General features: G+C 44.0%; 10 protein-coding genes. 8 read left to right on the top strand and 2 right to left on the bottom strand.

Annotated features, from left to right (window positions below):
• Window positions 1-198 precede the first annotated feature (198 nt).
• Window positions 199-768 (bottom strand): recombinase family protein, encoded by a 570-nt coding sequence (locus ACX5KA_RS03280; protein ID WP_458730388.1) that lies wholly within the window; start codon window positions 766-768, stop codon window positions 199-201.
• Window position 769: 1 nt separating this feature from the next.
• On the bottom strand, window positions 770-1,141 hold the full coding sequence (locus tag ACX5KA_RS03285) for a hypothetical protein (protein WP_458730389.1): 372 nt from the start codon (window positions 1,139-1,141) through the stop codon (window positions 770-772).
• A 242-nt stretch (window positions 1,142-1,383) separates the two neighbouring features.
• Here ACX5KA_RS03285 and ACX5KA_RS03290 point away from each other — a divergent pair, with 242 nt between their 5' ends.
• From ACX5KA_RS03290 to ACX5KA_RS03325, 8 genes are read left to right on the top strand one after another with little or no spacing between them, the layout of a single operon-like run.
• Complete coding sequence (locus ACX5KA_RS03290) at window positions 1,384-2,274, top strand: WYL domain-containing protein (RefSeq protein WP_458730390.1); 891 nt, start codon at window positions 1,384-1,386, stop codon at window positions 2,272-2,274.
• Complete coding sequence (locus tag ACX5KA_RS03295; protein ID WP_458730391.1) at window positions 2,275-2,889, top strand: DUF1819 family protein; 615 nt, start codon at window positions 2,275-2,277, stop codon at window positions 2,887-2,889.
• Window positions 2,890-2,893: 4 nt separating this feature from the next.
• Window positions 2,894-3,478 (top strand): DUF1788 domain-containing protein, encoded by a 585-nt coding sequence (locus tag ACX5KA_RS03300; protein ID WP_458730392.1) that lies wholly within the window; start codon window positions 2,894-2,896, stop codon window positions 3,476-3,478.
• A gap of 19 nt (window positions 3,479-3,497) precedes the next feature.
• The gene (gene brxC, locus ACX5KA_RS03305) at window positions 3,498-7,145 is read left to right on the top strand and encodes a BREX system P-loop protein BrxC (protein ID WP_458730393.1); all 3,648 of its coding nucleotides are present in this window, start codon (window positions 3,498-3,500) and stop codon (window positions 7,143-7,145) included.
• Window positions 7,146-7,160: 15 nt separating this feature from the next.
• Window positions 7,161-10,739: a BREX-1 system adenine-specific DNA-methyltransferase PglX gene (gene pglX, locus ACX5KA_RS03310; RefSeq protein ID WP_458730394.1), complete on the top strand. Its 3,579-nt coding sequence runs from the start codon at window positions 7,161-7,163 to the stop codon at window positions 10,737-10,739.
• Complete coding sequence (gene pglZ / locus ACX5KA_RS03315; protein ID WP_458730395.1) at window positions 10,736-13,480, top strand: BREX-1 system phosphatase PglZ type A; 2,745 nt, start codon at window positions 10,736-10,738, stop codon at window positions 13,478-13,480. Before pglX ends, pglZ begins: the two co-directional genes overlap by 4 nt.
• 15 nt (window positions 13,481-13,495) lie before the next feature.
• Window positions 13,496-15,553 carry a protease Lon-related BREX system protein BrxL gene (gene brxL, locus ACX5KA_RS03320; protein WP_458730396.1) on the top strand — a complete coding sequence of 686 codons (2,058 nt, stop codon included), beginning with the start codon at window positions 13,496-13,498 and terminating at the stop codon, window positions 15,551-15,553.
• A gap of 3 nt (window positions 15,554-15,556) precedes the next feature.
• The gene (locus ACX5KA_RS03325) at window positions 15,557-16,204 is read left to right on the top strand and encodes a hypothetical protein (protein WP_458730397.1); all 648 of its coding nucleotides are present in this window, start codon (window positions 15,557-15,559) and stop codon (window positions 16,202-16,204) included.
• Window positions 16,205-16,411: the final 207 nt, after the last annotated feature.

Raw genomic sequence — 16,411 nt, forward strand, 5'->3', positions numbered from 1 at the left:
AATTGAGACTGATTCACTTGAAGTCACCTTCAAATAAAGTTCTTCAATTTGTTTTATCACATAGTCTTTAGTAGTGGCTTGCAAATCATATGCTCCTAACGGTCTATTGAACCATTCATTACAGTAAAGTTAAGGTGCCGTTAATGTATTTGGGAAAATCTTAGGCAGCGTATGGTGGAACAGCCTCTATCAGACCATTTAGGGATCCTTGCTAACCACTCTTGCAATCGTCATTCGTGACACTCCAAATTTCTTACTTAATGCATTTTTACTCAACCCGTTACCTTTATTAAATAGCTTCCTAACTTCAGTGATCTCTTGCTCAGTCAGCTTAGTCGGTCTGCCGAACTTCACTCCAGAGGATTTCGCTCGCAGTCGGCCTTCTGATGTCCTAGCCACAATCAGATCTCGTTCAAGCTGCGAAAACGTGCCAATTAAACTAAGTTGTGCTTTTGCGAACGGAGAGTCATTAGTTGTGTCGATTGCGCCGTCAAGTGTTTTAAGAGAAGCTTTTTCCGCATGAATACTGTCTATTGTTTTTAAAATAGATCTCAATGATCGTCCTAACCTGTCTAATTTCGTAACGAGCACGATATCACCATCTCTGATGTAACTAACTAGCTCTCGAAGTTTTTCATCATTTTCCTCAGATGCCCCGGACTGTTTTCCGTGAAAAATTTTTATACAGCCAGCTTCTTTCAACGTAGATAACTGATAAGAGAGATCTTGCTCCCGAGTGCTAACACGCGCAAAGCCAATTAAAGCCATTTTAAGTTCCCTCTTCAGTTCTCATGGTCTTAAGATCATTCGCAAGGCTTGGTTCATGCTGTACTAATATACGAGGTAATTTGCGGTGATAAAATGAATGCTGTGGGCCAAGCTCTATCTTTTCTATCGGTCCAGAACTTTCTTCATCTAGCCATGGCATAATCTGTTCTTCAAACCATTTAGTTTCTCCGTTCATGATGAAAACATCATAATTATCTGTATCGGCAAAAATAGTCTGGTTAAGTGGCCCAAACTCCTTGTGCAACTTGATTAGATACTGAAAGTCTGTACCACGCTCAATCACAAAGAAACTTGATGAATCAGGATCCAATGCATCATTGATCAGCTCGTCCGTCATCTTTATCGTGCTCATCTTTTCCTCTTTAACTAGGTCAGCTTCGTTGCGCTGTTCAAATCTATTAACTTATGAACATAGCTTGCCATACATGAACAAAATATTGAATTTTAATTATTGAACATTGTTCACAATGTCAGACAATATTTTGAACACAAAGGCCATTGATAGCGAAATGTATAGATGCTCTTCTCCCGTTTCGAATTGACGTCCGTATCATTTTGAGACACACTCAGTCTACTATTTGGAATGGGTGGGTTATGATGAGTTGGCAAGACTTGAACTTTGCTCAAAAGCAAAGACTTGCATATATCGACTTCAAACTTCTTTTTATCGGACATGTTACGAGGTCCGAAGTCGTCAATTACTTCGGACAAGGTTTATCGTCCGCTTCACGCGATATTACTTTGTACAAAGAGCTATGCCCGCAAAACATGGAGTATGACTCGCGCGATAAAAGATATTATCAAACGCCTGAGTTTACCCCGTTGGTCGAGCACGATGCGAAGAAGACCCTCGCCAAGTTGGCAAATCACATATCAGATGGGTTTGACGCGATAAGTGATATCGATTTCCCGGTAGAAGCACCCAGCCAGCTCAACGTACCAGATATCTTTATTGTTGCCCGTTTAGTACAAGCAACAGTTAATAAAAAGGCCGTCAGTATTATTTATACCTCGCTCAGTAGCGGGTCGGGTGCAAGGGAAATCGTACCCCATAGTATCGTTGATAACGGATTGCGATGGCACGTTCGAGCGTTCGACCGAAAATCTTCAAGCTTTCGAGATTTTGTTATCACACGTATCTCAAAGGTTACTCTTATCGATGCAGAGGTTAACCGAGGTGAGGATAAGCTAGACGATCATCAGTGGATGCGAATGATGCCGCTGCGATTGGTGCCTCATCCAGAAAATATTAAGCACCCGACGGCCATTGAGCTGGATTATTCGATGAATGACGGCATGTTAGAACTCAACGTTAGAGCCGCTATGGCAGGATATCTGCTACGCCGTTGGAATGTCGACTGCACGGCAAATGCCTCGTTGCGAGGCTCAGAATACCAACTTAGGCTGAAGAACAGACAAACACTCTACGGTGCTGAAAATTTAGCAATCGCACCGGGATATGAACCCGATAATGAGAATAAATAAATGAATGCTCAGGCCAAAATTAAAAACCATAAAGCCTATTTAGGTGACCTTATCGGTGGCAGCCTGATGCTACGCGAATCACAGACAATTGCGGAGATCTTATTAACATCACCGTCGGCAGATGATTGGCATGATGCCATTGTAAATCGAAACGTTTTACAAAAACGCTCTGATGCATCGGCCAAGCGCAATGCGGCCACAATCAAAAAGAGATTGGAGGGGCTGAGCAACGCCTACTTAGAGAAGCTGGCATTTGGTGGTACTGAACTCGCTACCCAATTGATGTTTGCGGCAACGCTTATTAATTCGCCCATACTGGCGGATTTCATGCGTAATGTCGTTATCGATGCAAAACGAGTCTTTCGTGAATACATCGATCAGAAAGATTGGGAAAGTTTTTGGGATGACAGTGTTCGCATTTATCCCGAACTAGGCTCGATGTCAGAAACTTCCACATACAAGATAGCTCAGGTTGCGTTTAAGTTATTGGCGGACGCGGGTTATATCGACTCCACTCGAACCAAAAAGCTACAAAACATCTTCTTATTACCTGAAGTACGGTCGCTACTTGCACATATGGAAAGAGAAGATGTCATTGCGGCAATGGAGGCCTAATCAGATGTCGTCGTATAAGCAATTAAAGACATTACGCGAGCGGTTAGACCAAATTCTGCAAAAAATTGAAAGTGCAGAGTTTTTGGAAAACAAAGGTCTGGGAAATGAAATTGGTTTCTACATATTCGACTATCCAGCGGATGCAGAATTGGAGGTTCGTGAACATCTCAGCTTTATTACCGGAAAGCTTAAGAACCGTGGACGGAAGTTCGCAAGCATCAATTTGTTTGAAGTGATTATTGATATTTTAGATAGTCGAAATCTGACAGAGCGTGCATTCAAGTTACAGCAAGATAGAGGTGATGATGCGCTTTTTAATGCACTCAAAGGCCCGCTGGAGCAAAACAGAGTAGCTGAGTTTATCGTTGAGAAAGCCAATCTTGAGCAAAGCGAATTTATCCTGCTGCATGGCCTAGGAAGCGCATGGCCCATCGTTCGCGGCCACGGTTTACTCAATGCACTTCACGCCAAAGTTGGCAGCGTACCCACCGTATTGTTCTATCCGGGCGAATACGATGGGGCGAGGTTAAAACCTTTCGGGACAATTGACTCAAATAACTATTACAGAGCATTTAAGTTAGTGCCATAAACGGATTTAGGGGAAATTAATGCAGATTAAACAACTATTTACCAAAGATATTGAGCGCAAAATTAATGGTGTTGTAAAAGCGGACCAAACGGAAAATGATATCGTGTTCACCGAATTGGATGAATATGTCATTACCAAAGAATTGGCCCAACACTTTGAGAAATTCTTTGATGCCTACATGCCTTCCGTTAGAGATCCGAAAGCCAAGGCGGCATCTGGAAAACTAGGTATTTGGGTAAGTGGCTTCTTCGGTTCAGGTAAATCCCATTTCATCAAGATCCTCTCTTACCTGTTAAAGAATATTCGGGCTAATAACGGCGCAATTGACCGAACTGCTATCGAGTTTTTCAAAAATAAAGGCCTCGATGGTTTCCTACTGGGTGAAATTGATACTGCTATCAATAAAGACAACACCGTCATTCTGTTCAACATTGATAGCCGCGCCAACACGGACGATGGTGACAACGCTATTTTAAAGGTATTTCTGAAGGTCTTTAACGAAGAAATGGGCTTCAGTGGCGATCATCCGCACATTGCCCACCTAGAGAGAGAGCTCGCCAGCAAAGGGGTATTTGAGAAGTTTAAAGACGTTTTCAATGAGCTTACTTCCGTCGATTGGGTTGCAGAGCGGGATGCTTATGATTTCTATCGCGATGATCTAGCCGAAGCGTTGGCAAAGGTCACTGAGCAGTCTGTGGAATCTGCTAGGCAGTGGGTGGATAATCTAGAAAGAAACTTCTCCCTCGATGTAGCCAACTTCTGTAAATGGGTGAAGGAATATCTGGATCAGGATATCAATCGCCGCGTACTGTTCTTCGTGGATGAAGTGGGTCAGTTCATCGGTAACAACACCCAAATGATGCTGAAGCTACAAACCATTACCGAAAACTTAGGCACTATCTGTGAAGGTAGAGCATGGGTAGTGGTCACGTCTCAGGAAGATATTGATGCTGTTATTGGCCAGATGTCTGGTTCTAAAGGGCATGACTTTTCGAAGATCCAAGGGCGTTTTGAGCGACTGTCATTATCCAGCTCGAATACCAGTGAGGTAATTGAGAAGCGCTTGCTAGAAAAGGACAATACTGCACGTGACGCACTGCAATCGCTTTACGACCAGAAAGGCGATATTCTGCGCAACCAGCTTGCGTTTGATGCAACGACCACAGCGGAACTGGCTAACTACAAAGACGCCACGAGCTTTGTGCATGCGTATCCATTTGTGCCATATCACTACATTTTGGTGCAGAAGATTTTCGAGGCGATTCGCAAAGCCGGAGCTACAGGTTTGCACTTAAGCAGGGGCGAACGTTCATTACTAGATGCGTTCCAAAGCGCGGCCCAGCAAATCAGCAACGAAGAAATTGGTGCTTTAATCCCGCTTTATCGCTTTTACCCAGCCATTGAGAGCTTCCTAGACACAGCGGTCAAGCGCGATATCGACAATGCCTCTGACAAAGACTCCATTTCCGATTTTGCCGTCAATATACTTAAAACCCTTTTCCTCATTCGCTATGTGGATGTTATCAAGTCCACTTTAGACAACTTAGTTACGCTTTGCGTTAGTAAGGTTGATGAAGACAGGCTTACTCTGCGCCGTCAAATAGAGCATGCACTTAACGTGCTGGAGCAAAACCTGCTGATTGCTCGTCAGGGTGATGAGTACATCTTTTTGACCAATGAAGAAAAAGAAATTGAGAAGGAAATCCAGCATACCGAGATTGAAGTCTCAGATGAAACTGCTGAACTTAGCAACATTATTTTTGAAGAGGTACTGCGCCGCAAAAACCAGTATACCTACCCCGAAAACAACCAACTGTTCCCGGTTAGTCGTTTTTGCAATGGTATTCCCAGAGATGGTGCGGTTGAAAACGACTTGGTTGTTAAGGTGATTTCACCGATAGATGCCAACTTTGCAGAGTACATTCACACAGTATGCATGAATAACTCGGCTGAAGGTAACGGTGCCATCCTGATCAAGTTGGACGATGACAAACAGCTTTTCGATGAGCTAAGAACCTTCATAAAGACCCGTAAGTTTCTGCGCATGACAGGGGGTAACCGCCCTGAACAAGAACAGTTGCTTCGCGACAAAGCTTCTGAAAACCACTCTCGTCACAAACGTCTAATTACGGCGTTTGAAGAGTTGGTCAAAGATGCGTATTACTACGCGCTTGGCTCTCAGCTTAATCCAAAAGGCAATTCGGTCTCAATGATATTGGATGATGCTTATCGCTACGTGATTGAGAATACGTTCAGCAAGCTCAAACTTGTGCGGCGTTTTCCCGGAGACATACGCCGTGAAATACAGCAAACATTGGTCGCTGATGACGCCAGTCAAATCGGTCTGGATCTGAAAGACGATGAGGTTAATCCAGAAGCCACATTAGAAGTGGAGAAATACATCACACTGGCAGATGATACGGGCCGTTTAACCACCGCAGAGGATGTTGTGAAGCGGTTTTCTAAACGTCCGTTTGGCTGGAATGATGAAGAAATTCTGTTGATCATGGCGCGATTAGCCCTTGCTAACAAAATCTGTTTCCACATGCGCCAACAGGAAGTACCACTCAAGAGTGTGTACGACAACCTGATTCAGGTGCGCAAGCGGGCTGAACTTCGTGTACGTAAAATAAAGCAGCAGTCAGAAGCGAACTTAAAACGAGCAGCCAAGTTGTATCGCGATGTGTTTTCGGTAAACGCACCTGAGACTGAAAAAGAGCTGTTTAACGCCGCGCAAGACAAGTTGCGTACAATGAAATCCAAGCTTGATGGCTTTGCGCAAAAGGCCTCTACGGGCCAGTACCCCGGCAAGAGTGAAATAGAGCATGGTCGCCTGCTTTTAGCAGGGTTAATTGAAACCCAATCCAGCTTTCAGTTTATCGACCAGTTCTTGGACGCCAGCAACGATTTGCTCGATTTCGAAGAAGACTTTGAAGATCTGGAAAACTTCTACGAAACCCAATTTAACACGTGGCAGCGGTTAGCCAGTGCATTGACGATTGAATTTGAGCGTAACCGGAAAGCACTGGAAAGTGATGAGCAAGCCGCCAAAGCGCTAAAAGAACTTCAGGCAATTTATGACAGTGTTCGTCCTTATCGAGACATTCGCAATATAGAACCATTGATTGAGCAAGTGGATAAGGTCAACTCGCAGTTACTTGATAAAAAACGCCAACATGCCAAAGAGCGTATCGAACATCGCATTAGTCTGGTACAAGAGCAAATCAAACAGGCACAGGCACCAGATGAACTAAGTAACCGAGTACTGATGCCATTACAAAACGCTATTAAGCGTTTAGAGAAGTTGCAAGCCATCGCTGATATTTTGCAAGAGCAAAGCGAATCTCAGGCACTAGAAGAAGATGCCTACATCGCCATCAACGAATTCATCGAACAACAGGAAGCAGAGCGACAAAAACAACCGAAGCTCTATCCAAGCCCCGATGGCGACGGACTGGGGGATGGTAAAAATGCCGCCAAGGTCGCAGAAAAGCCGGTAACACCTCTTCCCAAGAAAATGGTCACCGTGGATACAGCATCCATTGTTCGCAAAGTAAACCAATCGGGTGTACTTGAGACTGAGCAAGATATCGATGCTTATTTAGCTGCACTAAAAACCGAACTCACATCCTTGGTGAACAGCAACAACAAAGTGCGTATCAAATAAGTAGGGACACTGATTATGAATACTAAGAACTTAAAGGCTTATGCTCCAAAAGCACGTCGCCAGTTTATGGAAGCGGTAGCCAAACGTGCAGCACACTTTGGCATATACGAAGATGAATTCGCTCCCGTCAGCTTTCAGGGTAGCACGGCTATTATTGAAGGAAATGCCTTTACTAAACAGCAGGGTGAACAGCGCAAGCGGCTTGAAAAGCATATAGAAGAAAAGCCCTTGGCGACACATAAAGAGCGTTACGACTTATTTGTTCGCGAGATGGCGTATACGTGGTTTAACCGACTAGCCGCGCTTCGATATATGGAGCTTCACGACTACTTTGAGCATGGCTTCCGGGTATTAAGTAATCCAAGCAATCAAGATGGTTTACCGGAAATCTTAGACCATGCCGCCGACGTTGCTGATATGTTGGGGCTGGATAAAGCACAAATCATCGAATGGCAACTAGCTGGTGATAAACAGGAAGTGTTGTATCGTGAGTTATTACTTGGCCAATGCCATCACTTACACAATGTTATGCCGTTTCTATTCGAGGCCATTGATGATTCAACCGAGCTGCTGCTGCCTGATAATCTTACTAAAACCGATTCGATTCTGAAGGGGCTGGTCAACGATATTCCTGAAGAGGACTGGGAACGGATCGAAGTCATCGGTTGGCTTTACCAGTTTTATATTTCAGAGCATAAAGATGCCGTTATTGGCAAGATGGTTAAATCAGAGGATATACCGGCAGCGACTCAGCTGTTCACCCCAAACTGGATTGTTAAATATCTAGTGCAAAACAGCATTGGCCGTCAATGGTTGGCTACCTATCCGGATTCTTCCATCAAAGCCAAGATGGAGTACTACATTGAGCCTGCCGAGCAAACCGATGAGGTAAACGCTCAGCTAGCTGCCATCACCCCAAGCAGCATTGACCCAGAATCAATCAAAGCGCTCGACCCAGCCTGTGGTTCGGGCCATATTCTCGTTGAGATGTATGAAGTTCTTCGTGAAATCTACCTAGAACGGGGGTATCGGTTGCGCGAAATTCCAGAGTTGATCCTGACTAAAAATATCTATGGTCTGGATATCGACGACCGAGCGGCGCAACTCGCTGGTTTTGCGCTTTTAATGAAAGCCCGAGAGGACGACCGACGGATATTCCAGCGCGTTCAAGATGGCAGCGTAAAACTTAATGTTTATGCATTGCAGTCCACTGAAGGCTGGGACAGCGTATCACTCTGGCAAGCACTGAACTTGGACGGTAAAGCCAAACAAGGCAGTAGCGGTGATTTGTTTGTCGAAACTAAGAAATTTGATGCTCCGACAGATGAATACGCCAAATACTTCGATTTGCTGAAATACCTGATTACGTCGTTTGAACAGGCGAAAACGTTGGGCTCATTGATTCAGATAGATCATGAATATCTTCCAATACTTGAGAAATTCAAATCTGAGTTGCTGGAGAAGTTATTAGGCACTGACCCAGCAGCAGTAGCAGCTGCAAGCCAGCTGCTACCTGTGGTAGCGCAAGCTACCTTATTGACTCAAAAGTATGATGCAGTCATCGCCAATCCACCGTATATGGGTGGAAAAGGAATGAATGGATTATTGAAAGACTTTGCAAAAAAGCGTTTTCCGAACTCCAAATCAGACTTATTTGCAATGTTTATTGAAAGAGGCTTTTTCTTAATAAAAGAAAGTGGCTTTAACGCAATGGTAACGATGCAAAGCTGGATGTTCTTATCAGGATATGAAAAGTTCAGAGAGGGAATACTTTCAGAAAAAAACATTTTGACAATGTTACACATGGGTAACGGAGTGATGAAAATAGCATTTGGGACTAATGCTACTGTATTTGGCAAAGTCCCTATAGGCGGTTATCGCGCATCATATTCTTATTTAGAAAATGATGATATTAGTGAAAAAGAAGTGCCATATGAATTCCCTGTCAAAAATGAGCGGTTTCGATACACTATATCCGATAGCTTCAATAATATTCCCGGAAAGCCGATCGCATATTGGAGAGACTTTTCAGCATATTATTTAACTGGCCAGTTATCCGACATTCTTGAGTCTGGGGGAAGATGCAAAACTCATAATGACGAAAAATACGTTAGGTATCACTGGGAGGTTGATTCAAAGAAAATTGGACTGGAGTGGAAATTATATGAAAAAGGAGGCGAATTTAGGAAATGGTATGGGAATAGATTATATGTTGTTAGTTGGACTGATGAAGCAAAAACTAACTACGCCTCGCATGGAGGGCTGACTCAATCAAAATTTTGGGGGAAAGTTGGGATTACGTGGTCAGCGATTACATCTTCAAAAAACTCTTTTAGACTAAAATGCGATGACTCTGAATACTCCTCTGCGTCTCCAACTTTATTTCTAAAGGCTCAAGACTCTAACTTACTCTATAGTATTTTAGGAGCGCTGAATACTAATTTGTATTCAGAAATACTTAAGCTTATTAGTCCTACAGTGAATGCCAATCCGGGGGAAGTGTTGCGACTTCCGAGGCCAAATTCTGAAGTTTCTGATTTAGTTAAAGAGCTTATTCTTATTTCCAAAAATGAGTGGGATTCAACGGAGATTAGCCTTGGATTTGCGAGCTTTTATTCATTAACTGATAAAAAAGAAGATAAACTCCGCGTTTCAATTCAGAGAATAATTTCGACAATTGCTGAAAGACAAAACACTATTACAGAGCTCGAAAAGGAACTTGAGTATAAAGTTTATAAGAGCTTCACCCATGACACAGAGTGCACGAATTCTGAACAGTCTAATGCAAACATTTGTGGGAATGAAAACGAGGATGTTTCAAATTTAATAATTGACTTATCAAGTTTTTTTATCGGTTGCAGTATGGGGAGATACTCTTTGGATCGTAAAGGAATAGTTTACGCCCATTCATGCAACGAAGGATTTCGAGAACTGTCAGCGGCAAGCGCCTATAAAACCTTTCCCGCCGATGATGACGGTATCATTCCTCTCGCCTCCGAAGAATGGTTATTTGAAGATGATGCAACAGCACGTTTCCGTGAGTTTGTTAAGACAGTTTGGGGCACTAAACACCTTCAAGAGAACTTAGAATTTGCCGCCGAAAGCCTTTGTTTAAACGCCATGAATTTCAAGAAAGGCGAAAGTGCTATGGAAACGATTCGTCGCTATTTCTCCACTCAATTCTTTACTGATCATTGCAAAATGTATAAGAAGCGCCCGATTTACTGGCTGTTTAGCTCAGGTAAAGAAAAGGCGTTTGAATGCTTGGTATATCTTCATCGCTACAACGAAGCCACGCTATCGCGCATGCGTACCGAGTATGTTACGCCGCTAATGGGCAAATATGATCATCAGCTAGCTAGGAAGTTGGAAGAAGTAGTTGATGCGAGTGGCACCGAGCAACGTCGTATTGAAAGAGAGATTAAAGATCTTGAGAAGAAACAAGCAGAGTTGCGCAAATTTGACGAAGAACTTAAGCACTATGCAGAGATGCGCATTTCATTAGATCTTGATGACGGCGTAAAGGCTAACTATGGGAAGTTTGGTAACTTACTCGCAAATGTAAAAGCCATTCATGGCAAGGCGGTGAAATGAACTTAGCAGACTTCATCAAAGGAATTGAAGCAAAGTTCAAAGACTGTCGAATTGTATTTTGGCAAGATGACGACAGTGAGTTTGTTGAGCAACTGTCCGAAGTGCATAGCGCTATGCATGAGCGGGGTACAGAGGTAATCGAACTTGATACTTCCTCACAACTCGAAGTAAAGCAACGGATTGAGCTCAAACAGCCTAACACTAACTTTCTGTTATACAGCAATAAGCCGGTAAATGCCCCTACGCGAGACTGGCTGTATGATATTCGCCAGTATGCTTCGCATTTTTACGCCGACTCCAGTGCCATAATTTTGAATGAGTTAGGAATGCGCATGGAGTTTCGGCAGGATATTAGCCGCTACAAGCGTTTTTTTGGCAATAAGCAGCGTTACACCAAGTTGAAAAAGCTTCTGCCGGAAAATGCGGATAAAGCGCTTCTAGAGCTTGCGATGATTTCGGTTTTGCTGAAAGTAGAAACCGTCAGTTTCAATGCTGTGCTCCATCAGTTGTTTGATGCCTATTCCCATAAGCCAGAAGACGCCAATCAGTTACTGGATGAGCTGGATAAATACGCCTTAGCAAAGCCCTTTTGGAGCTTTGTGGTTGCAGAATTCGGTTATATTGAGCCTGCACTATGGCAGAGCGACGATATCTCAAACAGTGATGCTGTAAAAGTTAAACAACCTTCTTTGCATGAGTTACTCATCAAACTGTTAGTGACTGATTGCTTTCAAGCTTTACAGACAGGCGGCGTTGATGCGGCGAATAGTCAATTTGGTCAAAGCCTATCGGCGCATATATTACCTATGCGATTAGACAGGAACGTCTATGATCAACTTCCCGCTGAATTGCAGGATAAGATGGCGAATGCCGCAGCAAAACGCGCTGGCATCGTCAATTTTGTGGCAAACTGGCGTGAGAGCCGAACATTGGCATCTAGCTACAATACAATTGCGAGTGACATTGCAGCTGAGCTTGAAATATCGAGCAAATTAGCCGAACTGACTCAACCAGAGAAGCTGCTACACGTTGAAACATTCAAAGAAGCCGACCAGCAATTACTGAAGACACTTGCCAAAGACTTGCCTGCGTTTACACGCACAGAGGTCGACGACTGGATCACAACCCGCCTTCGTGGCCATTGGTGCGTAGCGACCGAAAACTTTGCCCCCATGTACAAGGCACTCAAGGCCGCACGTCATTTCTACGAGTTAAAAGAAAAGCATGCCGATGGCTTTGATTTTCAAAGCTGCAAGCAGATGTATGCAGCGTATACCGAAGAATTGTATCAGTTTGATTATGCGTACCGGGTATTCTGTGAGAACTGTATTGAGCTCAATAAGACAGACGGCGGTGATCTATTAAAAGCTACCGGGCTGGTTGACGATATCGAACGACTTTACGTTGACTGGTATTTGCATGATCTGGCAGTTGTTTGGGGCAAGCTGGTAGATAACGAGTCATTATTAGATAGCTGGAAATTGACGGGTGTTAACAATCAACAGGACTTCTTTAATCAAGAGGTTGGAAGCCTTCTCAGTAATGGGCCGGTAAAGCGTGTATTTGTGATTATATCTGATGCCCTTCGGTATGAAGTGGCGTCTGAAATTGGACAGCAGATAAATGATGAGAAGCGTTATCAGGCAAAGCTTCATTCTCAATTAGGTGTGGTGCCCAGCTATACCCAGTTGGGAATGGGTAGCTTGCTACCCCACAAGACCATGACTGCACATCTAGGTAAAACTGTGGAATACCGAGCGGATGGATTGTCAGTGCATGGCTTAGAAAATCGCAACAAGATATTGGCGAAGCACAAGGGCGCTGCGTTTAAAGCAAATGATGTGTTGAACTGGACCAATCAGGAAGGTCGGGAGAAAGTTCGGAACTTGGAGGTGGTGTACATCTATCACGACAATATTGACGCGATTGGTGATAAACATGCTACTGAGAACCTGACTTTTGAAGCTGCCCGTGATGCGATGAGTGAAATCAAAAACTTGGTGTCTCGCATAATAAATCGCCTAAATGGTAGCCGCGTTATCGTGACTGCTGATCACGGCTTCCTATTTAAAATGACTGATGTGACCGATGCAGATAAAACTTCACTCAAAATCAAACCTGATGGCGCAGTTGAGGCTAAAAAGCGCTATGTAATCGGCTCCAAGTTACCAACTGATAGTTATTACTGGACGGGACGTTTAGCCAATACCGCTGGAATTGATGCTACGAGCGGTGATGATGCCAAGTTTATTGTACCGCGTGGCAGTAATCGGTTTAACTTTGTGGGTGGTGCCAAGTTTATACACGGCGGGATCATGCCGCAGGAAATTTGTGTGCCGGTGTTGCATGTGCGCGAGTTAGATACAAAGGCTCAAACCAAACACGCGAAACAAAAAGTAGGTGTTGTTCCATTAAACAACCCGGTGAGGATCGTCAGTAATATCGACCGTATTCAGCTTCTGCAAACCGATGCCGTAGGCGATAAATTCAAAGCCAGAGAGCTGGAACTTTGGATTGAATCACCCGAGGGGATGCGGGTAAGTGCCGTTGAGAAAGTGCTATTCGATTCTGCGTCCGAAAAGTTAGATGAGCGCAAACGCAACGTGTCGATGAAGCTTGAAGGTAGCGGCTTTGACCGTAACCTGAGCTACAAACTGATTTTAAAAGATACTGATGCCAGTCAGTCTATGGCAACACATACGGTGACGATTGACTTGGCCATTGAAGACGATTTTTTCTAGGGAGAGCACGGATAAATGACAGATAACAATAAAGAAACAGAAATCTGTGGTGATGATCTGGATGACTTACTCACTACCGAGTTTAAAGGACGCGTGGTTCGTAAGGATCTAACCAAGCAGCTCAAGGAAGGTGCGAATGTTCCTGTCTATGTACTTGAGTATCTGCTCGGCATGTACTGCTCTGCGGCCGAAGATGAACTAATACAGGAAGGTCTGAAGAACGTTAAAAAAATCCTGACTGAGAACTATGTTCGTCCAGATGAGGCAGAAAAAGCCAAATCGCTTATCCGTGAAAAAGGCACGCACAAAGTCATCGATAAAGTCACGGTGAAGCTTAACCAGAAAAAAGATGTTTACGAAGCCAGTTTGTCGAACATCGGCATCAAGGACGCGGTAGTCCCAAACAAAATCGTAAAGGAAAACGAGAAACTACTGACCGGGGGGATCTGGTGCATTATCACGGTGAGCTATTTTTACGAAGAAGGACAAAAGGTTTCACCGTTTAGCATCCTGAATTTAAAGCCAATCCAGATGCCTTCGATGAATATGGTCGAGGTATATGGTGCCCGGTGCAATTTCACTACGGAACAATGGATGGATGTATTGCTGCGTTCAGTAGGTATGGAGCCTGCCAATCTTGAAACGCGCACTAAGTGGCATTTGATTGCGCGAATGATCCCCTTTGTTGAGAACAACTATAACGTTTGCGAACTTGGTCCCCGTGGCACGGGTAAATCGCACGTTTACAAAGAATGCTCGCCCAACTCACTGCTTGTTTCTGGCGGTCAGACTACCGTAGCGAACCTGTTCTATAACATGTCGTCCCGCCAAATTGGTTTGGTAGGCATGTGGGATGTCGTCGCATTTGATGAGGTTGCTGGGATTCGCTTCAAAGACAAAGACGGCATCCAGATAATGAAAGATTATATGGCGTCAGGCTCATTCTCACGTGGCCGCGACTCTATTGAAGCCAAAGCTTCAATGGTATTTGTTGGCAATATCGACCACAGTGTCGAGACGTTAGTGAAAACCAGTCACCTCTTGGCTCCATTCCCGCCAGAAATGATCGATTCAGCGTATTTTGACCGATTCCACGCTTACATCCCCGGTTGGGAGATACCCAAAATGCGCCCTGAGTTCTTCACAGACCGTTTTGGCTTAATAACCGACTACTTAGCTGAGTATATGCGCGAAATGCGCAAGACGACGTTCTCAGACGCAATTGATAAATACTTTAAGTTAGGGAACAACCTCAACCAGCGAGATGTGATTGGGGTACGACGGACCACATCAGGATTACTGAAGTTACTTTACCCTCACGCAGAGTATAACAAGGAAGCCATAAGAGAGTGTTTAACTTATGCCTTGGAATGTCGACGCAGGGTGAAAGAACAGCTTAAGAAGATTGGTGGTATGGAGTTCTTCGATGTGAATTTTAGTTACATCGATAATGAAACCCATGAAGAATTTTTTGTGGGAGTGCCAGAGCAGGGTGGTTCAGATCTCATACCTAAAGGTGTGCCAAAACCGGGTGTTGTTCATTTTGTTACTGATGGCGCATTAGGGAAACTTGGCGTTTTCCGCCTTGAAACGCAAATGACCGCAGGTAATGGCAAACATTCAACGTCTGGTTTTGGTTCCGATACCGCAGCAAAGGAACAGGTTCGCGTTGGCTTTGAGTATTTTAAAGGTAATTTGAGTCGGATCGCAGCGAATACCAAATTTTCTGAGCACGAGTTTCATCTCCATTTTGTAGATCTTCAGAACAGTGGTAATAGCCATAGCGCTAGCTTGGCGTCACTAGTAGCCTGCTGCTCTATCTTATTGAACAAGCCAATTCAGGAATCAATGGTAGTGCTAGGAAGCATGACACTGGGTGGTGTTGTGAATCCGGTTCAGGACCTTGCATCTACGATGCAGGTCGCTTTGGAAGCTGGAGCAACAAAAGTGTTACTGCCGATGGCATCAGCAAGTGACATACCTAGCGTGCCGGGAGAGACTTTCACAAAGTTTCAGGTGAGTTTTTACAGCGATCCTGTTGACGCGGTTTATAAGGCACTGGGGGTATCGTGACTTATGAGGACATTGATTTGTCAAATATGTGACATAAAAACTGACGAGAGTGATTTATTTGATCACCTCGTCAACAAGCATGGCTGGCAAATCAATTCTGTTAGTAAATTAGCTGACATGCCTGAACCCACCCCAAATGCTGTTGGCGAAACAAAGCGCCCGAACGAACGCAAGGAAAAGACTCGAAATGCCCAATGGCAGAAGTCTCCAGAATTATTAACCTGCCCACACTGCTCTCAGCGATTCAAACGTAAACAAACTTTACTTACGCATATTAAAAAGTGCCCACAGAAACATTCTGCAAAACCCGCTGTTCAAAAGAGCCCAAAGGAATCACAACACTCTTATTCATATAAATGGGGTTGTGCACAACCATTAGAAAAGCGACATGAGCCAACGGTATCTAAGCTAGTCTCTGAAAAAAGTATCGATTATCTTACAAAAGAAATTGAATCTATCTTAGCTTCTTTGCAATCTTCCCCTGACAATGGGCTTTCTGTTGGCCGTTTAATCATTTTTTCAAAAGCCAAGCAAAGAGCATTAAGGGCAGAAAGACGCGCAAAAAACAAAAAGCGGAAACACAAAGCTGAGTACAAAGTTGATGCGTTAGATCGCCGCGTTCCCGGCAGCTACGGTTCGGGGCGCAACTGAATTAGCTTCTACTTTCAAGATACCGTAATGACCCGAGAATCCATTTATCTGAACCTGTGAGATGAATGATTAGTGCTCAGGTACGCAGTACAGGCAGTGGCTCTCGAATCGGTATACCTTGCAACCATTCTAGTCCGGCTGATAGTCCGAAAACTCTGCCTGTGAGACGAGTGATTAGCGTTCAGGTACACAGTTACAGGAAGTGCC

This window comes from Alteromonas alvinellae (genome assembly GCF_902705805.1).